Here is a 22,865-nt window from a genome sequence, read left to right as displayed (position 1 = left end):
TATAAGGGGGTATTGATGATTAGTTTAGCCTAGTAATGCTTTTCTCCATTCTTCTTCTTTAAATCCTACTAAAATACTAGAATCACTTATCACTAAGGGACGTTTTACCAACATTCCGTCTGTAGATAGAAGTGATAAGAGTTCGTCTTCGCTGCTCGTCTTTACTTTTTCTTTAAGGTTTAATTCTTTATATAGTTTGCCTGACGTATTAAAAAATTTATTTATGGGCAATCCTGATCTTTGATACCATTCTTTTAATTCTTCTTTCGTTGGTCGTTCTTTTGCTATATTTCTTTCTTTAAATTCTATGGTATTATCTTGCAACCATTTGATTGCTTTTTTACATGTGCTGCATGTGGGATAGCATAAAATTAATATTTCCATTTCTTATTTTTTTATGAAGTCAAATTTACTTTTTTTATGTGTCTAAAGTCTATTAATAATAGTTTAAAAATTAGCAAAGGGGTAATTATTTAAATTTAGCTGGATCATTAGCTTTCAATTAAACCGGCTTTAAATATTGCTGGATTGATCAAATCAAGTAAATCTTATCAAAATTTTATAATCACTATACAAAACCGGTTTTTTGTAATGTGAACATTAATGATCCACGTTATAATTTTAAGGTAAAATAGTTTATAAAATGGACTTTAAAAAAATTGAATGCCGGAATTTTCTTTTTAATTGAACATTTCAATAATTCACTTTTTTCTTATAACCTTTCTTCTTTTGAAAATGTTACTCAATTTACAATAGATAATTTATCAATATTTCTTTATTTTGCCCAACTACTACTACATTCATTATCGTGGATTTTCAACTTATTTATTAAATTAATCTAATTCAACTACTTTAATTGATTTTACCCTTGTACTTCCTTCGTACAATTCTATTTTATATAAAAGATATTTAGGTTTTTCTATAAGAGATTCATAAATAACAGGAATTACTACATTTGCTTTATTTAGTAAAACATTAGCTTTATAAATTTTCATCCAACTATCTAAAGGTTCTTGTATTTTGATAACATCAAAACTACTATCACATATATCCTTTTGTAAATTTCTTTTGGCATATAAACTATCCATTCTCTGCAATTGAGAAACAAGTTCATAGCCTTGTACTGTATTTGATAATTTATCTTCAATGGAATAAACCCTATAGTTTTCAGATAATGAATTTCTCAAGTTTAATATCGATACACTATCCTTCTCTTTTTTTATATTATGAAAACCTATTTGACTGTTAAAATCCATACTGAGAGAAATGGGTTGTACAATAACTATATGACATTTTTCATCACTTTGTAATTCTTCAGAGAAAAGAATTGATTTATAAATCTCTTCTTTAACCTTATTTAGATAAGATAATTTAAGTGTATCTATTTGTCCTTGCAACACATAGATAAATAAAAAATTAATCAAAATCAAAAGTTTCTTCATATACATGATAATTTATAGTTGTAAGAAATCTTTAAATAAATAAGTTATCAATATTTCCTTTATTTTGCCCAACTGCTCCTACATTCATTATCGTGGAATTTCAACTTATTTATTAAATTAATCTAATTCAACTGCTTTCATTGATTTTACCTTTGTACTTCCTTCATATAATTCTATTTTATATAAAAGATATTTAGGCTTTTCCATAAAAGATTCATAAATAACAGGAATTACTACATTTGCTTTATTTAGTAAAATATTAGCTTTATAAATTTTCATCCAATTGTCTAAAGGTTCTTGTATCTTTATTATATCTAAGTTATTATTACATATTTCATCATAAAAATTATCTAAGGTGTATAAATCATTTTTTCCCTCTAATATATCTAAATAGTACATATAGTCTTTAATATCCAAAGAATTAGAAAGTTTATTATTAATCGAATAAAACCTATATGTTTCAGGATAAGAATTTATCAAGTTATTAACAGAAACCGTGTCCTCAATTTCTTTTATGTCATAAAACATTGCTTCATATCCAGGCGAATATTTCATATTCAATGAAATTGGACTAACTCCTACTATATGACATTTTTTATTATTTTGAAGTTCTTTAGAATTAAGAATTGATTTATAAATATTTATTTTAACTGTATCTATCTCAGAATAACATATTCTATACATAGAACAACTATCCTTAATCTGCCCGCTAAATAGATTTAATTTACAAAAGAACAAACTAAGAAAAAGTAAAGCTTTCTTATTGTACATCATTTTAATCCACAACTTATACTGATTCAATCTTTCCCTTTTTTAGAAAATGCGTCCTTATTAAGCATATATTTTTTCTATTTCTTTATTTTTTTATTAAAATAAATAATCATAAGACTCACTTTCAATAATATTTAAAAAAAATAAAAATATTTAGCTTAAATTTATTAACAATTAATATAAATTATAATATATAATGAAAATGCTTTTTATCTTATTATATCTCTTTCCTCTTTTCCACCACTTATTATTTTTTTGATTATTTCTAATTTACCTTTATCGTTATATCCTATCTTAATTTTGAATAAATAATATTTTTCTTTTTCAATGGATCTATTTCCATTAGATAATAATTCATATTTCACAGGTATTAAGACTTCTGAATTATAACTTCTATCATAGTATTTTTCATAAAAATCTATCCATTTATCAAGGGGTTTATATATTTTTATAATGTCAAAACTAAAATCACATACATCAGGTTCAAAATCAATATTTTTAGGCAAATATTCAATATTATTTTTTTTAAGATTATAAATATAATCTGCTCCAACTTGAACCCCAAAAAAACTATCCGAATCTTCAAATATCCAGTATTTTTTTGGTAATTCTTTTCTTAATTCTTTCACTGATATACTATCCTTTGTTATATAAATATCATTATATAAATATCCATTTGATCCCCCTGTAGCAAAACCTGCTGTATATCCGATATTTAATGAGAGTCCATTAATTCCAATTATATGACATTTTTTATTGCTTTTAAATTCTTTGGAAAGTATAATAGATTTATAAACTTCCGTTTTAAAAAAATCAATAAAACTTATAACTGCATCTTCTTCTTTACTTATTGATTGTCCGTGAAATTGGTTTATTAGAAAAATAGTAATAAAAATCAAAAGTTTTTTTATGCACATCATATTTTATGGCTTATAATTTTTTTTACTTAAAAAGATTATTAAATATTTCCACTTTAAGTTTCATCCCACTTTTAATAAAGAATTTAGAATTAATAACCTTTATATTTTATTTAGTTGATATATTAATTAATCTTTATTATTGCATATGCATAGCTACTATTCCATCCCAATAAATTTAACAGATTTTATTTCTACACCATTTTCATATAGTTGTATTTTATATAAAAAATACTTCTCTTTATTATTAAAACGTTCTAGGTGTTCATATTTTACGGGGATTATAAATTCTATAAATCTATTATTCTTATTAATTTCTTTAAAATAAAGATTAGCCCATTTGTCAAAAGGCTCATAGATTTTGATAATGTCAAATTTATCATTACAATGATAATAATAAAAGCCTTTATCATTAGTGAATAATTTTCGTTCTCTATTTTCTGAAAATTTTTTATGAGCATATATGGAATCCGCATTTATATAATAATCTATTAAATTACTTCCCTTATTAATATATTCCATTTCATTACCTATTTGATATATCCAATAATTATTAGGTAAAAAATCTCTTAATTTATCCAACGTAAGAGAATCCTTTTTTACATAAGGTTCTAAGTATTCATATTTTTTTGTAACTCCTAAAGAAGTAGAAGGAATCACAATCATTTTACATTGCGTACTATTTTCGAATTCTTTTGATGAAATAATACTTTTAAATATCATGAATTTAATAGCACTAAAATCTAAGTCATTATTTTTTAGACAATCCGATTGCCCATAAAAATAAATACTTATAAAGAGAAAATTAACTAAAATAATAGGTTTCATTTGCTCCATCAAATTTAATCCACAACTTTTACTGATTTAATCTTTCCTTTTTTTGAAAATGCGCCTTTATTAAGCATATATTTTTTTTATTTCTTTATTATTTATTATTCGAGTATATAATCATAAGGCTCACCTTCAACAACTATTGTAAAAAAAATAAAAATGTTTATTTAAAATTTAATTTTTTTTACAATTTGTATAAATTATAATTTCTAATGAAAACACTTTTTAATTTATTATATCTCTTTCCTCTTTTATACCACTTATTATTTCTTTGATTATTTCTAATTTACCTTTATCGTTATATCCTATCTTAATTTTGAATAAATAATATTTTTCTTTTTCAAGAAACATATGCCCTTTTGATAACGATTCATATTTTACAGGAATTACAACCTCATAATTTTCATATTTATTATTGAATTCCATAGGGTGTTTACTATAATATTTCTGATAAATCTTCATCCATTTATCTATGGGTTCGTATATTTTTATTATATCAAAACTACTTTCACATAAATCCGTTATAAAATCAATTTTCTGAGGAATATATAAACTATCTGTATTTAGAAGTGCAGAAATGTATTCTCGATCAAATTCAACACCCAAAAATTTTCTTGAATCCTCAAATATCCAGTATTTTTTTGGCAAATCTTTTCTTAATTCTTTCACTGATACACTATCTTTAGTTATATCCAGATTTGTATAATAAAAACCTAGAGAACCGCCTGTAGAATAGCCTTTAGGATAATAATCCATATTTAAAGAAACCGAATTAATTCCTACTACATGGCATTGCTTATTGCTTTTAAACTCTTTGGAAAGTATAATTGATTTATATACCTCAATTTTTAAATGATCAATTGGACTAACATCTACATTATTTATTTCTCGACTGCTTATTTGTCCTTGAAATACATAGATAAAGGAAAAATTAATCAAAATCAAAAGTTTTTTTATACACATCATATTTTACGGTTTTAAAGTATTTTATTATTGATATTTTATCTATATTATCTTTATAAAGTTTAAATTCTCCATGTTTTCTAGGATATTTTGGAGGAAGATTTACAGTTTTATATCCCCGATCTTCTTCATAAATTATAATAGGTTTAATATCTGGATCGGGATTATCTGACCCATTTAAAAAACCAAATTCGATAAATATATAATTTTCACTTTGACCTGTATAATTTATTCTATCCGGTATTTCTATTTCCCTTCTAATTATATTACACAACTTTGCCTCTACTGGAACATAACCTTGCGTTTGTTCTTCTATAGACCCTAAAGGGTATGGATTATCCGTTAATTTCTGTATAGCATGCCCAATAAATTCATGTTCTAAAATTCTAGGCAAATTAAAATAACGATCAATTTTAGGCAAATCTATTTTGCATTGTTTGTATTTGTTCTCTAATGTATATATATACTTCCAACCCTTTTGATTCAAATTATCATCAAAATCAGCTAAATCAATAAAAGCAATATCTCCTATTTTTATCCCTGGAGAAGGTTCTTTCATTTTTAACTCTTTTACTACTTGCATATTTACCTCAGGTATTCCCGGTACAATCCCTGAACTAACAGCTCCTTCTTCTTTTTTTAAATAAAGAACATTCCCATTATCATCGAAGTCATTAAATGAATATTTTTTATATCCAGACCAATTATTACTGATAGGTTCTGCTCTTATTTTATACCCAAAATTATATCCAAATAACAACTTACCCTTAGATACTTGATCTCTGCTTAATTCTCTTTTCCAATGTGCAATTGCAGTTGGAGATATTTTTTCATAGGCTGGAGCACATTCGCCCTTATAGTATAGCATTTCATTTTCTTTGTCATAGGCAATCTTGATACCGTATTCTTCGTTAAATGCTTTTTGCAATTTCTTAGGTATGTCGTATATCTGTTGCCCTTGTTCGTCATAAAATCGGGTATGTATTCCTCCTTGTTTGGTACTTATATTTACTTCACATTTCCCTTCTTTTTTCCAATTGGAAATATAAGCATATATAGTAATTTTATCCAAAGAATCAGTTTTCGAAATATCTAACGTTACTTCTTGTTTTCCAATAGTTTTAGCCGATAATTGTACTGCATCGTCATTGAGCTGTAACGACCATTTAATTTTCATGAGTTCTGTCGGCGATTTTACTTCCCTATTAAATTGAGTAATCTTAAATTTATAAGATTTCCCTTTTTCCACTGTTGAAACTTTTTCTCCTTGTTCATTTAAAGGCCCCTCAATATGAATTACTTGCAAAGGCTCAGGAGGTTTATAATCATTTAAAAATATTACACCGTCTTGCTTGCCAATCATTTCTACCCTTTTAGCATTAAAAATAAGATTCCCATTTTTAGCTGTTAGAGTTATAGATTGTTTAGCTCTTTTAATACTTTCTCCGCCTATTCTACGAACAATGTTACCGCCTTCCATTTTTTACTCTTTTTTTTAAATTTATTATATAGATATTGTTTCTTAGTTATGAATTTTTGTGTCGAAATACTATCAACTGATTTTAAAATCTGATTTATTTAATCAGCTTTTCAAACGGATGTTTACTTCGGGTTTGCTTGCCGTATAGGTGGTAAAAAAGATCTTTATAAACTTAATATAAAGAGTTTGAGTTTTTAAAAATTTAAGTAAGTAATCTAAATTTTCTGCTGTTGTAAAAGGAATTTTTTCTCCATAGACAGCCTGAATGGTATATTTCATAGTACTCTGATTTAATAAATAGGCTCAACAAATATACTAGTATTTTTTATTTTATTTTATATTTTTCTGCTATATATTTTGCCTGTTTTACTATAAATACAGTTTTTGTACGATTAATATAACAATATTTTATCTTTTTGAATGGATGTTTATTTATAACGTTTTCAAATCGGAAATAATGAGATATCTTCTGAAGTTAATTATTAATTATAAATATTAAAAACTATTATGAAGTTGTGTATTTTTTGAATATGATTTCAAATTAAAATTAATTTTAATCATAGTCAATAATTCAATAATTCAAGCCACTTAGTTGTGACTGGATATACTACTTTTTTATTTTATTGATTTAAATAATTTAAGATAAAAAGTTAAAAATTAATCTTTAAGAATTTGGGTAGATATAGTATAGGAAATAATCAGAAGGTAAAATATTTCCGTAATCCTTATGTTGAAAGGGATTTATTTGCTGATTTTTCTATTTAAATCTTTTTATGCTTCAGTTTAATTCCCAATACAGAAATCAACTTTACACATCAATAATGGATTATTTTATAAGTAGTAAGACATTTCGTAAAAACCATCAAAGAATATTTAGTGAATTTTAAATTAATAATTAGCTATAACCCTTATTTTAGATTTATCTTTCTTATCATTATGAAATGATTTAATTAATCCTCTAGATTCTAAATTTTCAAATAGTTCTCTTTTATAAGGAAAATCACTAAATTTAGGTTTATGTTGTTTTTTAAATAATTCTTTGTAATTCCAATTTATACTTCCCACTAAATTAACAATCCCTGCATCATTTAACCGACTGAAATACAAATTAATCAATCTTATCTTATTCTCATTTGAGTTTGAATTTACAATAATTGATTGTAGAGTCTCAAATTTAAAATTAATCATTTCTGATTTTAGAAGTATAATATCTCCAACTAATTTAGATATATCCTTACTATCAATTATTGTTTTTTCTTCCAATTTTGAAATGTAATTAAACTTATTATCAATAGTAATTTTATTTGACTTTAATATCAACAAAATATCTCCTTCATCTGTTTCAAAATCATTAATATTTTCAATGAATTTAGTGAAATCATTTTCAATTAATGTTATATGATTATTAGGGAAATTCTCTCTTAGTAAATCATAATTTGATTTAGTTGTAGTAAGAATCTTATTCGTTAAATACTCAATCTTATTCTCACTTAAATTTTCAAAAGAAAGAGATTCTCTTGTATAAATACTACTCTCAAACAATTTTACATAACTGTCATCTGAAATTTCATTACATAAAAGAAGATTTTTTCTGAAAGAAGAATAATCAAAAGTTTCAGATTTATGAGGCATCTTCTCATTTGCTAAAGCTAAATACACATATTCAGAATTTAAAAATTCAACTAAAATTTCATTTACTGTATTTTCATAGCTTGTATAATAGTTAATAATATTTCCCCAAACAGGTATCACACTATTATTTATTAACAATAAATCCTTAATCCCTATTTCTTTAATTATAGATAAATCAGGTATAACTGTTTCTACCTTTTGAATTATTTTAATTTTTAGTTTATCTTCTAATTTTTCATTATTTAAAAGTAAAAGTAAACTCCATACATCCTCAAATTTATTTTGTTCTAATTTTAAATAAACATTTTCTACATAAGTATTTATATTAGAAGTAATATATTCAACCAAAGGTTTACAATTAGATTTATGTATTGTTGAGTAATTAGAAGTTTCAAAGGTATTCCCTACATTCTTCTCTCCAAATATTGAAATCATTCGAAATATATTATCCTTATTTATCTTATAATGATTATTAAAATAAATATAATTAAATAGTTTTTCAATATTATTTCTATCAATATCTAAACTATTAAATTTTATATTTAAACTCTTTATTATTTCAGATACTTTATTTTTTAATTCAATATAATAATCGGTTTCATCATTAGTCTTTATCAACTTTATAAAATCAATTTTTTCTTCAAACGCTTCTTTTAATTTATCTTTATTCTGATACTTCAAAATCGATTCAACTTCACTATAATCAATGATTAAACGTAAATACTTAAACTGTTTTTCAAAACTATAATTATCATATACATATTCCCAAAACCCTTTCCACATTTCAACTAATATCTGTATAAATATCTTTAAAGGTCTATTTTCATCTTCAATATATTGGTCTATAAACTCTATTGACCTTTCTTTTTCACTTGATAACAATTTAATTATATTGTCGTATTGCTTTGAGTATTCATCGTATTTATTTCCTAATAAATCTAATAAGTCAAAATTTAAAATTGTTTCTCTGTCAAAATATTTTAATTCTAAATGATTATCAATAAGATTTTCAATATGTGTTAATTTATAATTAAAATATGTATCAATACCACTTTTTACATTTCGTTCAAAAATTTTATCTTCTTTAGTAAGTGATATTCCATGAAATAGTGAAATATAATCATTGTAATTTTCATTAATGTATCCTTCCAAAACTAAATTTCTTAATAATCCATTATTAGAAAAATCTTTTAAATAGTGGTTGATATCAACGTCTTTAAAAATTTGTTTTAAATCCCAATTTTGAATTTCTATTTTTTTATCTTCTAATTTTTCAATTTCTTTTTGTAGTAATTCAACTCTATTATTAAATTTACTTTCTATAAAATTAACTCTTTCTTTATATGTGAAATTTGGATTAACTTCTTTCTCAATCTCTTCAAAACTAAAGATTAGTGTATCTGTTATTGGTCCATAATAACGTTTATGTAGATAGTTATATTCTATTTCTCCATTTTCAATTAAACAATTAAATCCCTTATCTACTAAGAAACTCTCAATATTAATTTCAGATATATATATTGGAGTATTAGGAAGTTTTGTTAAAATTTGATTAATATAAATTCGTCTTAAATCTTTTATATCAGAGATGTTTTCATTATTAATATTCTTAATTTGTTTTCGTAATTCTACTATTTTATTATTATTTTCCTCAACATATTTTTTAATATATTTTTCCTTATTACTAATTAAATTATAGAGTTTTCCATCATTATTATTTAATTTATTAAAGTCTTCTGGATCAACATTTTTATAAGTAATAATTGCAAATAGTTCTTCCGGTTTTTTAATGAATTCAGGTTTCAAAACATTTCTATAAATCACAAATTCATGAAAAATATTAATTAATAACCTCATATCAATATCATCAATGAAAGTAGTAATATCTGAAAGAAATTCTTTTGGAAATATATTTTCTTCTAACCCTGATTCTTTTATTAAATTTATTAATGGTTCATCTGCGTTATACGAATTTATAAACGGAATAACTGGAATAATGTAATCAAAGAATTTTACTCTCTCTTTTTTATCATTAAATAGATCATCTCCTACTGCATATAGAAATTTTATCCCATGTTTTCTGTATGATTTTTTATTCTTTATGGTATCAGCATTATTGAGTAATATATTCAATTCTCTTAATTTAGTAAATATATTAGTATTATCGAACCTGTCCAAATCTTCAATAACTACCACATTATACGAATTCTTTTCAAAATAATATAAGATTTCATCATAATGTTCATTGAGTATTGATTTATTGGAATTATCTCCAATTTCAATTTCCCCCTTTAAGTTCACCTTATTTATTTTGGAATTACTAAATAGTTCAATTACTAATTTTGAAGAATACCCAATGCCTAAAAATGAAATTAAAAATACAAAAATAGAACTCCAATCTAAACTATCACTTAATATCCACGTATTTGGATTTAACTTATCTAAATAATTATATTTATAGAGTATAACTATACTCGACAACCACAATATAAATCCAATAGGAAATAAAAACCTTAACTTCCATTTTGGTATATTAATAATTCTTTTAAAACGAGATTCCGGAAGGTTTGAGGGCTTTACCTTATAAACAATTTGTTGTAATATACTTATTTCAAGCCGTCTTTCAAGTTCTTCATTATTTATTAAAGTTTCTTTAAACTCATTAGCAATTTCCTTTTCAGCTTCTTTTTCAGTTTTTCCATTTTTAATTTTTAATTCATACAGTTCTTTGAAATTTTCTTTCGACTTAGTTTGATTAAATGCAGCTAATGAAATATTCAAAAATTTATATTCTTTTTTATTCCAATGCTGAAACGTTTTTAATATAGTGCTTTTTCCTGAACCATATCCTCCTGTTAATGCAATATTATTTATACCTTTAGCTTTTAAAGTATCTCCTAATTTATCTAAATATGGTCGAATTTTATCAATATCTTCTTTTTTAGTTAAAACTTTAGGAGCAAGCGAAGATATGGATGTTACTTCTTCATCATTTTTTTTACTCTTATCTGAAAATAAAGAAGATATAAAACTAAAATTCATAAAACAGGTTTTATACAAATGTACAAAAACCTATTTATCTCATAATTCTATTTATGACTATATCAAGCAAAATTTCATATAAATTAACCCTCCTTTAAAAACTTTAAAGATGAATATATCTTATCCTATTATGTAACTTCCAATTTATCATAGTAAATTACTTTACCATATCTTTTGGAAACTCATTCCAATCGATAATAACATCAATACTTACTTCTTTATATAAGTTTATAAATTCGGCATTGATTAGATTACTTATTAATTATAAAAGATAATAATTAATCAATAAGAATTTGGGAAGAGTAAGTATAGGATAAGAAACAATCAGAAAGAAAAATATTTCCGTAACCCGTATTTAGAAAAGGATTTATTTGCTAATTTTTCTATTTAAATCTTTTTATGCTCCAGCCTATTTACCGATACAAAATTTACCAAAAATATTTCCGAGCAGTTCATCATTAGAAACTTGTCCCACGATTTCCCCGAGCGCTTCCAAGGCACGCCGTAAATCAATCGCAATCAATTCGCTGCTTAATCCGCTTTGTAAACCTTCTTTACATAAAAGTAAAGATTCTCGCGCACGAATCAAAGCATTCACGTGACGTACATTAGTTACAATTGTTTGAGAAGTAGACTTTTGAGATTCTATATACGAATACATGTTTTCTTTAAGTTCTAAAAGATCCGGATTTTGCTTAACAGAAACCATCAGTACTGAATATCTCTGTAAAATTTCATCGGGAATTTCATAAACAGTGAATTTGCTATTCTTATCCAGCTTAGTTAAACATATAATGATAGATACGTCTTCCCTCTGAAATTTAATAAGATCAGATTTTATCTCTTCCCAATTTAATTCTGTTACATCTGCCAAATATAATATAATTGAGGCTTCCTTGGCCTTTTCCAAAGCCTTGGCTACTCCTATAGCTTCTATTTGATCTTCCGTTTCCCGTAATCCCGCCGTATCTATAAATCGAAATTGAATACCATTTATAACTAACGATTCTTCAATGGTATCTCGAGTAGTTCCCGCAATATCGCTGACGATGGCCCTTTCCTCCTGCAATAAAGCATTTAACAAGGTTGATTTTCCCGCATTTGGCTTTCCTAGAATAGTAACCGGAACCCCGTTTTTAAGAGCATTTCCGTAAGAAAATGATTCGATTAATGGATTAATAACCCCTAAAATCTTATCCATCAATTGTACTAATTGAGAACGATCGGCAAATTCAACATCTTCCTCAGAAAAATCCAATTCCAGCTCTAGAAGTGAGGCTAAATCCAATAATTCAACTCGTAATTCCTTGAGAAGAGAGGAAAATCCTCCCCTCATTTGAGATAGGGCCATATCATGACTGGCTTTATTTTCGGCAGAAATTAAATCGGCAACTGCCTCGGCCTGACTTAAATCTATACGTCCATTAAGAAAAGCACGTTGTGTAAATTCACCTGCCAGAGCCAATCGACACCCTTTTTTAAGTAATAAGGAAAGAATTTGCTGTTCAATATATTGGGAACCGTGACATGTGATTTCCACCAAATTTTCTGCCGTAAAAGTTTTAGGAGCTAAAAAAACGGAAACCATCACTTCATCAATCGTTTCATTTTCATCTTTAATAAAACCATAATGAACCGTATGAGAAGGTACCTCATTTAGATTTTTACCCTTAAAAACAGAATTAACTAAAGAGATTGAATTTTTACCAGAAACCCTGATAATTCCTAATGCCCCTGTTCCCGGTGGAGTGGCTAATGCACAAATAGTATCTTCAAACAACATTAATATAGATAATAAAAAAACTAGTTAGGTTTACAAAGTTTATCAATATAAAGCTTTCCTTGCAGGTGATCGAATTCATGTTGGAAAATAGTACCGGTATAATCTTCGGCGCGACTTCCACCTAAAAATTTATGAGTAACCTTTTTTTCATTTTGGTCCGTATATTCCACCTCAATCCAGGCATAACGTTGCGAAGTTCCATATCGGTTAGGTACGGATAAACATCCGTCATTCTGAAAACATAGTAATTCGGTAGAATGGGAAATAATCCGTGGATTAATAGCAACTTCTACCGTTTTTTCTTCCTTATCCAATCGATAAAATAAAAAAACATTTCGATTTACTCCAATTTGAGGTGCTGCAATTCCTACTCCGTTTTCTTCCAACATAGTTAAGTACAGCTTCTTTATCAGCTGCTCCAAATCTTTATTATTGTGTATTTTTTTTATTCGTTTAGAAGGTTTTCTAACAATCAATGAATCCTCTTTGTGATTTATCTTTAAAACTCTTGCCGGAGAGTCGGGAGATTGATAAATAATTGCTTTCTCTGAAGAGGTAAAACAACTTCCGCAAGATGTTAGTATGACAAACAATGCCAGATATGCTATTTTATACATTTTTTTAAGGTTTGTTTTTTTTGGGGTTGTTGATTTTTATCAGTATTTTATTTTTACTATCCAAAATTGTAGAAAAAAACTCGTTCATTTTTTGGAACTCTTCTGAATCCTGAGGATTAATAAAAGAATATTCCTTACCGGAACATAAGACTATCTTGTATTTAGTATCTTTCCCATCATACAAAAGTTTACTTTCACCGCTTTTAATTTTTTCAAGTAAATGAATATCTAAAGTAGATTCTAATTTTTTCCAAACGTCTTCAGGGGTTTTTTCCAGCTCTTTTGCGCTTGTGTTCGTTCTTCTGATAATTGAATGATACGAACTATTATCTTGAGTAATCATAAAAGATTCTTCCCAACCATTCATCCCTCCGTAATTAGAATACTCAACCTTGCAAAGCTTATCCTTGCTAACAGTTTTAGGTTGCTGGGATTTACAAGCAAAGCAAGTAACCAGCATGATAACTAAATAGATAATTCTTTTCACTTTGGATTGAAATGCTTAAACTTTTAATTTTTTTTGAAAAAGCTGTCTACAAACTCATATTTATTAAAGGGTTGGAGATCTTCCATTTTTTCGCCCACTCCAATATATTTTACCGGAATTTTAAACTGGTCGGATATACCGATCACTACTCCTCCTTTGGCTGTACCGTCCAATTTGGTAACTGCTAAAGCACTAACTTCAGTAGCTGCCGTGAATTGTTTGGCCTGTTCAAATGCATTTTGTCCGGTGGAACCGTCTAATACCAATAATATTTCATGAGGAGCATCGGGAATTACTTTTTGCATAACCCTTTTTATTTTACTAAGCTCATTCATTAAATTAACCTTATTATGCAAACGTCCTGCAGTATCAATTAATACCACATCGGCACCTTGCGCTTTGGCAGATTGAACGGTATCAAAAGCCACAGAAGCAGGATCTGATCCCATGCTTTGTTTAATTATTGGAACCCCTACCCTTTCAGACCATATGACTAATTGATCTACGGCTGCCGCTCGGAACGTATCCGCCGCTCCTAATATAACTTTCTTTCCTTGTTGTTTAAATTGATAAGCAAGTTTTCCTATAGTCGTTGTTTTTCCAACTCCATTAACTCCCACTACCATGATAACGTACGGTTTTTTATCCTCCGGAATTTCAAATTCAGAATCAGAACTTTTATTTTCTGCCAATAAATTCATAATTTCTTCTTTTAGAATTTGATCTAATTCTGAAGTATTCATAAATTTATCTCTGGCAACCCGTTCTTCTATTTTTTTTATTATTTTAAGTGTGGTTTCAATTCCTACATCCGAAGAAATCAGCACTTCTTCCAATTCATCAAGAACCTCATCATCGACTTTACTTTTTCCTGCAATAGCTCTCCCAATTTTATCAAAAAAAGATCGGCTAGATTTTTCCAATCCCTTGTCTAATGTTTCTTTTTTCTCTTTTCCGAAAATTTTCTTAAACCAACTCATATAGGATATATAATATAACAAAAATAAAAAAAAAATCATTCACAATGAAGTGAATGATTTTTTTAAAACCTTAAAAACCTATGTTATGAAAACTATTTCTGTTTTAAAAATGTGTCTACGTTATCCGCATTCACAACTTTTTCTTCAAAAACGTAAGCTCCGGATTTAGGAGACTTAACCATTTTGATCACTTTGGTCATTTTTTTAGATTCTGTACGTAATGTTGCTACAACCTTCTTTGCCATGACTAAAATTTATTATTTAATTTCTTTGTGTATAGTATATTTTTTTAACACCGGATTGAATTTTTTCAATTCAATTCGTTCCGGAGTATTCTTTTTGTTCTTAGTTGTTATATAACGAGACACTCCCGGCATTCCACTCTCTTTATGCTCAGTACATTCTAAAATTACTTGTACTCTATTACCTTTCTTTGCCATTTTAATTTTAATTTTTAGTAATTGATAAGACCTTGTTTACGAGCTCTAGCTACAGCTTCTTCAATTCCTATTTTATCTATAATTCTTAAACCATGTGCAGATACTTTTAAAAATACCCAAGCATCTTCTGATGGTAAATAGAATTTTTTCTCCATCAAATTTATTTCAAAACGTCTTTTTGTTTTGTTATTGGCGTGCGACACATTATTTCCTACCATTGCACGCTTTCCTGTTATTTGACAAATTCTAGCCATTATCTTAAATCTAAATAATATTCTTTTTCCTTGAATCGGGTTGCAAATTAACAAATTATTTTTGACTCTACCAACTTTTTTACTTTTTATTTTTTTATATTGTGTTTCCTTTTTAGGGCATTCTTATTTATTTTATTTAAAAAGGTTTTGGATATCGCATAAGCCAATAATATTCCCGCCAGCAGCAATGCCAATCTGGCGATTACATCGCCGTATTTCACATAAGTTGTAAGTGAAGTATTTAAATTAATGTCCCCCCTTAAAGCCCCCCGTTTTCCATAGTCTAATTTTTCTACGATATCTCCCCGTTGGTTTATAAATGCTGAAATTCCACTATTGGCTGAGCGCCCTATATCTCTTCTGGTTTCAATGGCTCGTAATCGCGCATAAGCCAATAACTGCTTATGTCCTTGCGAATCGCTCCACCAAGAGTCATTGGTCATTATAAATAATGCGTTAGCTCCTTTTTTCACGAATTCTCCGACGTATTCTCCATATATGCTTTCATAACATATTATAGGAGCGGCTTTTAATCGATTCTTCGAATTTGTGAATATAGTCGGATGGTCTTGTACTCCTAAACTTTCCATAGATCCGCCAAAATTCATCATATATTCTCCAAGTATAGGCTTTAATACGGATGCATAGGGGAAATGCTCTACTCCTACCACTAATTTTGACTTATTATAATATTGAACCGGATCATTCAAATTTACTTGTACAGCAGAATTATATAGATCAATCCATTGATTATACTGTTTGAGATAACGGGCTGTAGGAGTTTGTTGTTGAGTAAAATATTCAGCTAACGATCCCCCCGACACCAAACTTAATTGAGGGTAATTTTTCAGCCATTGCTTTATTTGAGTTATGTAGATATCGTTTTCAAGATTGTTTACCATTACAAATCCATTTCCCGGAAAAGCAGTTTCAGGGGCAACTACAAATTGTGTAGCAGGGGTTATTTCTCTATCTACTGTTTGTAATAATTCTTGAAGAATTACAGTTCCGTCCAAACGATACTTATCGGCATATGGATCAAGTGCCGGTTGGGCTAAAACCACTTCTATTTTTTCAGAAGCTTTTTCATGATACGATTGATATCTAAGGAGGGAAATAGCCAGGGGAATTCCTATAATGGCCAGGTTATAGCATAGAGATTTCCATATATAGGTTTTATTATGCGTAACTTGATAAGCTCGTAGGTAATAAAAGAATATCAGGTTTGCTGTTAATACCCATAAAGTTCCGCCCAAAGTGCCGGTTACTTCATACCATTGAATGACTTCAGGATAATTAGCAAAGGCATTTCCTAAATTCAGCCAGGGCCAGGACATTTCCCAAGTTAGATGAAATTTTTCAAAACAGATCCAAAGGGTTGGAAAGAAAATAATCCCGAAGCGAGTACCTGTTTTTCTTTTTACAAAATGAAAAAAAGTAAAAACGAAAGCCATTAACAAACTGTTTACGAATAGAGGAAACAAAAATGCCATCCAAGAATGAGACCCGTCCGGATTTTGGGCGAAATGTAGCCATTGGGTTGCTCCCCAGTTCCAAAGGAAAAAGGCCAAATAAGATAATCCAAAAACCTTCCAATCGGAGAATTTTTCTTTTTTTACAGTAATATCATGTTCAACCAATAAAATGGGAACAAAAGCAATAAACAGCAAAAAGGGAAAGCCATATGCAGGCCAAGACAGAGCAAGAAGCAATCCACTGACTATTGCCGGAATAAATCTTTTCATATACTTGTAAAAATAGTTATTTTTGAGTTTTTAAACGCTTCAAATCTATGAATAAATTATTTTTTATAGCTCTGTTCTCTTTGATTTTACTTTCGTGTAAAACTCATCACAGGGAATCAGTAAATACCTATACTACCCCACCCGAAGTAGGAATTCTTACTTCCGATTTACCCAGATACAGCAAACCTCCGGCATCCGTAAATTCTGTTAAATTAGATGAGTCTCTTCCTTCTTCAAAAAAAGACAGCATAGTTACTTCTAAGGATACCGTTTCTTCTCCCTCCCACACAATTAATAGAGAAAATCCTTTAATTCAAACAGTTCCGGTATCCACCTTTTCATGGGAAATAGGAATACGCCAAACGCAGATTGTTGATGTACGAACACTGGTTGAATACAAAAGTGGCCATATATATGATGCTGTTAATATGAGTGTAGACGATCCCAGCTTTGAAAACCAAATTCAAGAATTAGATAAAAACAGTCCGGTAGCCGTTTATTGTAAATCCGGAATACGAAGTTTTTATGCGGCTAATGTTTTAAAAGATCATGGGTTTCAAATCATTTATAATTTAGACGGAGGGCTTAACAGCTGGTTGAAAAATGGAAAGGAACTTGTAAAGTAAAAAATAATTATAATCATTAAATATATGAAGTCTATCTCAAAAATCTTAATTCTATGTTATTCAATTGTTTTACTTATAAGTTGTTCCATACGCGAGGAAATTACGTTCAATCCTGAAGGCAATCTTACGTATTCTTATTTGATTGATGCCGGTGAATTTATGAAAATTATGCCCGATAGTCTGAATAAAGGTATTTATAAAGACACTCTAATTTCATTCAACAACTTACTTTCTCAAAAAAAGGATAGCATATCAAAATTATCTCTCGAGAATCAAAAAAAGTTAGAAGCACTTAAGCCTCTATTTATCAAAGTGCACCAAGATGAAAAGAAAGGGGAATTTTATGTATTGATTTACGGAGATTTCACCAATAGTGCGTCTTTAAATTCTGCTCTCGCCGCTTTAAATTCTATTGATAATTCAAAAAACAACCCTTCCAAAAACATGGAATTTCTCACCAACTCAACTTTTCATTGGAAGGGCAACGTATTCAGTAAAAAGTCCGTGAAATCCGAAAGTTTAAAAAATGATTCTGTGGCTCAAAGCATTCTCCCCTTATTTACCGGTGGTACTTTTAAAACCATTTATACGTTTCCGAAAGAAATAAAGAAAGTAAACAATTCTTCGGCCGTAATTTCTCAAGACAAAAAAAGTCTTTCTATGGTATTTGATGCTGCCGAGTATTTGGCTGCTCCTCAAAAAACGGATTTAAAAGTGGAGTTGGTAAAATAATTACATAATAAATTAGTACTTAGTACAATTTTTATTTTATACTTCTTGCAATGAAGTAACAAGATGTCGGTTTCAGTTGTAAAATCTAAAACAGCCTCCTAATAACTCATTTACATTTATTTACATATTTTGTACCTTTGCGTTGTTAAATAGTAAATGTGTACTATGAATTCTCAAACTCAGATAAAATGCCCGAATTGTGGAAATGTAATCGATGTAAATGATATTCTTAAACATCAATTAGAGGAATCCATAAAGAAAGAATACCAAGAAAAATTTTTTTCTTCTCAGAAAGAACTTCAAGAAAAAAACAATTTATTGGAGCGGCAAAAAGAAGAATTTGAGGCCAAGAAGAAGAAAGAGAATGAAATTTTTCAGGAAAGACTCTCTAAAATAACCAAAGAAAAGACTCTTGAAATTGAAAGTTATCTGAAAAAGAAAATTGAGGAAGAGAATCAAGAACGCATTTTTCTTTATGAAAAAGAATTAGCCGAAAAATCTGAAAAGCTTCAAGAATTAAATAAGATGCAAGCGGAGATTTTCAAATTAAGTAGAGAAAAAGAAGAGTTGAAAGCCGTTTTTGAAGCAGAAGCTCAAAAAAAATTAACTGATGAACTTCTACGAGAAAGAGAAAAAATTCGCAAACAAGAAAATGAAAAAAATGAGTTAAAGTTTAAGGAGTTACTTAAACAACTGGAAGATCAGAAAAGACTAACCGAAGAAATGAAGCGAAAACAAGAACAAGGATCTATGCAATTGCAGGGAGAAGTTCAGGAATTAGCTATTGAAGAATGGTTAGCTCAAAATTTTCCTTTAGATACAATTAACGAAATAAAAAAAGGAGTCCGTGGTGCCGACTGCCTTCAAATTGTAAATACTCGTGAAATCCAAAATTGCGGTTCAATTTATTATGAAAGTAAAAGAACAAAAGATTTTCAAAACTCATGGATTGAAAAATTCAAAAATGATATTCGTGAGAAAAAAGCAAATACCGGAGTTCTTATTACTGAAGTAATGCCTTCAGACATGGATCGAATGGGAATGAAAGAGGGAATTTGGATTTGTACCTTTAATGAATTTAAGGGGTTGAGTGCCGTTTTAAGACATTCCATCATTCAATTCAGCACTATTATTAAGTCCCAAGAAAATAAAGGCGATAAGATGGAAATGCTCTATGATTTTCTTACCGGAAATGAATTCCGTTTACGAATAGAGGGCATTGTAGAAGGATTTACTCAAATGCAAGATGAACTCAGTAAAGAAAAAAGGGCTATGATGAATATATGGTCCAAACGGGAAAAGCAAATCGAAAAGGTAATAGAAAATACAATTTCCATGTACGGCTCCATTAAAGGAATAGCAGGAAATGCCATTCAAAATATACAAGCTTTAGAATTAAATACTGACGAAACCTTAGGCTTTGATGAATAAATAATATACACAATACTAAAAAATATGCTTCTTTATATATAATTTAGAATTATATTTGCAGTACTCTTCAATAACATAACCTAAAAAAAAAGTCTATGGAAAAAAATATCTTTGAAGGCACTCCTATTGAAGATCTTCACCCAAATGACATCGCAGAACAACTTGAAGAGCTTTCCGAAAAAGATCGGATTTTAAACTTTTTTCTGCTTCCTCGTAATCAAAAAACGGATGTTTTTACGTATTTAGACCCTAAAATTCAACAAGAATTGTTGCATGGTTTAGGTAAAAAAGACATTGCCGATTTGTTAAACGAAATGGCTCCGGATGACCGTACAGAATTTTTTGTAGATCTGCCGGACGATCTCATTAAAAACACCATAAATTTATTAGACGAAAACGAGAGAAAAATTGCTTTACAGCTTTTAGGATATCCGGAAGACAGCGTAGGTCGTTTGATGACGCCCAATTATATACAAGCTAAAAAATACTGGACGGTAAAACATACCTTACAACATATTAAAAAATATGGAAGGAAAGCAGAAACTCTAAATTTCATTTACATTGTCGATGAGAATGATAAGTTACTGGATGACATCAAAATAGGAAAGTTATTACTTGCCGATGATGACAGTAAATTGGAAGAATTGGGAGATGACAATTTCATTGCTTTAAAAAGCATGATGAACCAGGAGGATGCCATTCGCGTTTTTGAAGATTATGACCGAAGCACCCTTCCCGTTATTTCCGAAACCGGGGTATTGGTTGGTATAGTTACCGTGGATGATATTTTGGATATTGTTAAGGAACGTGATACGGAAGATATACAAAAATTTGGTGGTGTGGAAGCTTTAGATATTCCTTATCGTGATACTCCACTCTTAACTTTATTTAGAAAACGGGCCGGATGGTTAATCATACTTTTTCTTGGAGAAATGCTTACCGCCAGTGCCATGGTCCATTTTGAAGAGGAAATTGAAAAAGCCGTGGTTTTAGCCCTTTTTGTGCCTCTAATTATCTCCAGTGGGGGAAATTCCGGATCTCAAGCGGCTACCCTGATTATACGGGCTATGGCTTTGCATGAAATCAAATTGAAAGACTGGTGGTACGTTATGAAAAAAGAAATTTTTTCGGGTCTATTATTAGGGATCACTTTAGGAGTAATTGGTTTCATCAGAATACTTATATGGCAAAATCTTAATTTTTACGATTATGGTCCTCATTGGTTGCTCATCGGAATTACGGTTGCCACTTCACTTATCGGAATCGTATTGTGGGGAACCCTTTCCGGTTCTATGATTCCTTTTATTTTGCGTTTATTTAAATTGGACCCTGCTACATCCTCTGCTCCTTTTGTGGCAACAATGGTGGACGTTACCGGATTAATTATTTATTTTACTATCGCTTCTCTTATTTTAAGCGGTGTGTTACTCTAAATTTATTCTAATTTCCGTAAATACGTTAATTGGTATTCAGGAACTAGTTCGGGATGTATGATTTTAATGATATCCGATAATACTTTATCCGCATAAATGCTACCGTACTCGTAGTAGTCATTAGCGAGTGATTGGTTTTCTTTGTTATTTAATGCATATACGTTTCCTGTTTGATACGCTTTAAACCATTCATAGTTTGTATTGGAATTTAACAAATCTCTTTTGGATTTAAAATTACTGGTTCCTATCCATAAATCGGCATTTTTAGCTTTACTTAGTACTTCTTCAAAAGTCATGGGAACAGATCCTGAATTTTTATTATCCTGCCATAAATAATGAGCTCCCGCATCTCTGAAAAGAGTAGCAAGAAAGCTTTTTCCTCCTGCCATATACCAGGAATCTCCATACATAATTCCGGTAAAAACGGTGGGCTTCGTACTTGTATGAGCCGATTTGTCTTTTAATTTTAAATAGTTTTCTTTTACTATAGAAAAGATGCTGTCGGCCTTTGGGAGCTGTTTAAAAACTGTTCCAAATAGTTTTAGATATTCTGTTTTTCCTAATGGATGTAATTCCATAAATTCTTCTACATAAAGAATTTTAATACCCTGTTTAGACAGTTGATTTAAAATTTTTTCATAATTGGGGTTATGTCCGGATATAATTAAATCCGGTTTTAAAGCTAAGATTTTTTCAAAATTCAACGTTCCATCATTTCCTATATCTTCGATGGTTTTGTTTTTAATTTTTTCTATGATTTTTGGATTATAGAAATAATTGGGTGAACAAACACCTACAATGGAGTTAATCTCTCCCAATGCATCAATATAGGCCGAGGCGGAAGTAGTAGTAATTACACATCGTTTACTTTTGTAATGCTTCGGAAAAACTAAACGACTGCCCGCAGATGTTATAATTAGTTGATTATTTACATTTTGAATTGAAAAATTAGTGGCGTATTCGTTTTTAGACGAAACGGATTTTTCAAAAGATTTTCTGCAAGAAAATAAGACAATTGCAAATACACAAAAAATGAATATTTTCCTCATAAACAATTCATGATTTTCGTTACAAAACTACTTAAAGTAAACATTTTTTTAATTTATTATTACACATATTTTTATTTTATCAGTATATCGATTCAAACCTTATATATTATCCCAAAATTAAAACTTCCTATTTTGAACTTTTTATTATAAACGTTTTTTATTCATTACTATTTAAAAATATAATCTCTTTAAGTATATAAAAACATAAAA

At 28.7% G+C, this 22,865-nt stretch carries 22 protein-coding genes; 4 read left to right on the top strand and 18 right to left on the bottom strand.

Annotated features, from left to right (window positions below; translation table 11 throughout):
• Nucleotides 1–24 precede the first annotated feature (24 nt).
• From GYM72_RS01515 to lnt, 17 genes are all read right to left on the bottom strand, one after another.
• Nucleotides 25–384, bottom strand: coding sequence for an arsenate reductase family protein (locus GYM72_RS01515; protein ID WP_220264464.1), 360 nt, complete (start codon nt 382–384; stop codon nt 25–27).
• A gap of 449 nt (nt 385–833) precedes the next feature.
• Nucleotides 834–1,442 carry a hypothetical protein gene (locus GYM72_RS01510; protein WP_220264463.1) on the bottom strand — a complete coding sequence of 203 codons (609 nt, stop codon included), beginning with the start codon at nt 1,440–1,442 and terminating at the stop codon, nt 834–836.
• A gap of 117 nt (nt 1,443–1,559) precedes the next feature.
• Nucleotides 1,560–2,243 carry a hypothetical protein gene (locus tag GYM72_RS01505; protein ID WP_220264462.1) on the bottom strand — a complete coding sequence of 228 codons (684 nt, stop codon included), beginning with the start codon at nt 2,241–2,243 and terminating at the stop codon, nt 1,560–1,562.
• 179 nt (nt 2,244–2,422) lie between these two features.
• A complete protein-coding gene (locus GYM72_RS01500) occupies nt 2,423–3,133 on the bottom strand; it encodes a hypothetical protein (protein WP_220264461.1) in 711 nt (236 codons plus the stop codon).
• A 156-nt stretch (nt 3,134–3,289) separates the two neighbouring features.
• A complete protein-coding gene (locus GYM72_RS01495) occupies nt 3,290–3,853 on the bottom strand; it encodes a hypothetical protein (protein ID WP_220264460.1) in 564 nt (187 codons plus the stop codon).
• A 333-nt stretch (nt 3,854–4,186) separates the two neighbouring features.
• Nucleotides 4,187–4,900 carry a hypothetical protein gene (locus GYM72_RS01490; protein WP_220264459.1) on the bottom strand — a complete coding sequence of 238 codons (714 nt, stop codon included), beginning with the start codon at nt 4,898–4,900 and terminating at the stop codon, nt 4,187–4,189.
• Nucleotides 4,893–6,404 (bottom strand): hypothetical protein, encoded by a 1,512-nt coding sequence (locus GYM72_RS01485; RefSeq protein ID WP_220264458.1) that lies wholly within the window; start codon nt 6,402–6,404, stop codon nt 4,893–4,895. Before GYM72_RS01485 ends, GYM72_RS01490 begins: the two co-directional genes overlap by 8 nt.
• Nucleotides 6,405–6,506: 102 nt before the next feature.
• Nucleotides 6,507–6,683, bottom strand: a complete 177-nt coding sequence (locus tag GYM72_RS01480) for a hypothetical protein (RefSeq protein WP_220264457.1) — start codon at nt 6,681–6,683, stop codon at nt 6,507–6,509.
• Nucleotides 6,684–7,292: 609 nt separating this feature from the next.
• Complete coding sequence (locus GYM72_RS01475) at nt 7,293–11,078, bottom strand: hypothetical protein (RefSeq protein WP_220264456.1); 3,786 nt, start codon at nt 11,076–11,078, stop codon at nt 7,293–7,295.
• Between the two features lie 409 nt (nt 11,079–11,487).
• On the bottom strand, nt 11,488–12,861 hold the full coding sequence (gene mnmE, locus GYM72_RS01470; protein WP_220264455.1) for a tRNA uridine-5-carboxymethylaminomethyl(34) synthesis GTPase MnmE: 1,374 nt from the start codon (nt 12,859–12,861) through the stop codon (nt 11,488–11,490).
• A gap of 20 nt (nt 12,862–12,881) precedes the next feature.
• Nucleotides 12,882–13,478, bottom strand: a complete 597-nt coding sequence (def, locus tag GYM72_RS01465) for a peptide deformylase (RefSeq protein WP_160568448.1) — start codon at nt 13,476–13,478, stop codon at nt 12,882–12,884.
• A 4-nt stretch (nt 13,479–13,482) separates the two neighbouring features.
• Nucleotides 13,483–13,965 (bottom strand): hypothetical protein, encoded by a 483-nt coding sequence (locus GYM72_RS01460; protein ID WP_220264454.1) that lies wholly within the window; start codon nt 13,963–13,965, stop codon nt 13,483–13,485.
• 23 nt (nt 13,966–13,988) lie between these two features.
• Complete coding sequence (gene ftsY, locus GYM72_RS01455) at nt 13,989–14,945, bottom strand: signal recognition particle-docking protein FtsY (protein ID WP_105297294.1); 957 nt, start codon at nt 14,943–14,945, stop codon at nt 13,989–13,991.
• A gap of 92 nt (nt 14,946–15,037) precedes the next feature.
• Nucleotides 15,038–15,190: a DUF4295 domain-containing protein gene (locus tag GYM72_RS01450; protein ID WP_105297293.1), complete on the bottom strand. Its 153-nt coding sequence runs from the start codon at nt 15,188–15,190 to the stop codon at nt 15,038–15,040.
• A 12-nt stretch (nt 15,191–15,202) separates the two neighbouring features.
• On the bottom strand, nt 15,203–15,385 hold the full coding sequence (gene rpmG, locus GYM72_RS01445) for a 50S ribosomal protein L33 (RefSeq protein WP_055425117.1): 183 nt from the start codon (nt 15,383–15,385) through the stop codon (nt 15,203–15,205).
• A gap of 14 nt (nt 15,386–15,399) precedes the next feature.
• Entirely contained in the window at nt 15,400–15,639 is a 240-nt protein-coding gene (rpmB, locus tag GYM72_RS01440) for a 50S ribosomal protein L28 (protein WP_055425116.1), read from the bottom strand.
• Between the two features lie 86 nt (nt 15,640–15,725).
• Nucleotides 15,726–17,384 (bottom strand): apolipoprotein N-acyltransferase, encoded by a 1,659-nt coding sequence (gene lnt, locus GYM72_RS01435; protein ID WP_220264453.1) that lies wholly within the window; start codon nt 17,382–17,384, stop codon nt 15,726–15,728.
• 47 nt (nt 17,385–17,431) lie between these two features.
• Between lnt and GYM72_RS01430 the strand changes: the two genes are divergently transcribed.
• The 4 genes from GYM72_RS01430 (at nt 17,432) to mgtE (ending at nt 21,606) form a co-directional block, all read left to right on the top strand.
• Nucleotides 17,432–18,010, top strand: a complete 579-nt coding sequence (locus tag GYM72_RS01430; protein WP_220264452.1) for a rhodanese-like domain-containing protein — start codon at nt 17,432–17,434, stop codon at nt 18,008–18,010.
• Between the two features lie 24 nt (nt 18,011–18,034).
• Nucleotides 18,035–18,742 (top strand): hypothetical protein, encoded by a 708-nt coding sequence (locus GYM72_RS01425; RefSeq protein ID WP_220264451.1) that lies wholly within the window; start codon nt 18,035–18,037, stop codon nt 18,740–18,742.
• Between the two features lie 165 nt (nt 18,743–18,907).
• On the top strand, nt 18,908–20,173 hold the full coding sequence (locus tag GYM72_RS01420; protein WP_220264450.1) for a DUF2130 domain-containing protein: 1,266 nt from the start codon (nt 18,908–18,910) through the stop codon (nt 20,171–20,173).
• Between the two features lie 95 nt (nt 20,174–20,268).
• A complete protein-coding gene (gene mgtE, locus GYM72_RS01415) occupies nt 20,269–21,606 on the top strand; it encodes a magnesium transporter (RefSeq protein ID WP_160542736.1) in 1,338 nt (445 codons plus the stop codon).
• Nucleotides 21,607–21,608: 2 nt separating this feature from the next.
• Here mgtE and GYM72_RS01410 read toward each other — a convergent pair whose 3' ends face one another.
• Nucleotides 21,609–22,655 carry an ABC transporter substrate-binding protein gene (locus tag GYM72_RS01410; RefSeq protein ID WP_220264449.1) on the bottom strand — a complete coding sequence of 349 codons (1,047 nt, stop codon included), beginning with the start codon at nt 22,653–22,655 and terminating at the stop codon, nt 21,609–21,611.
• Nucleotides 22,656–22,865 lie beyond the last annotated feature (210 nt).

Origin of the sequence: Apibacter sp. ESL0404 (assembly GCF_019469245.1) — a bacterium.
GTDB lineage: Bacteria > Bacteroidota > Bacteroidia > Flavobacteriales > Weeksellaceae > Apibacter.
Note: the sequence above shows the minus strand (reverse complement) of the source record. Positions and strands in the feature narration are given on the sequence as shown.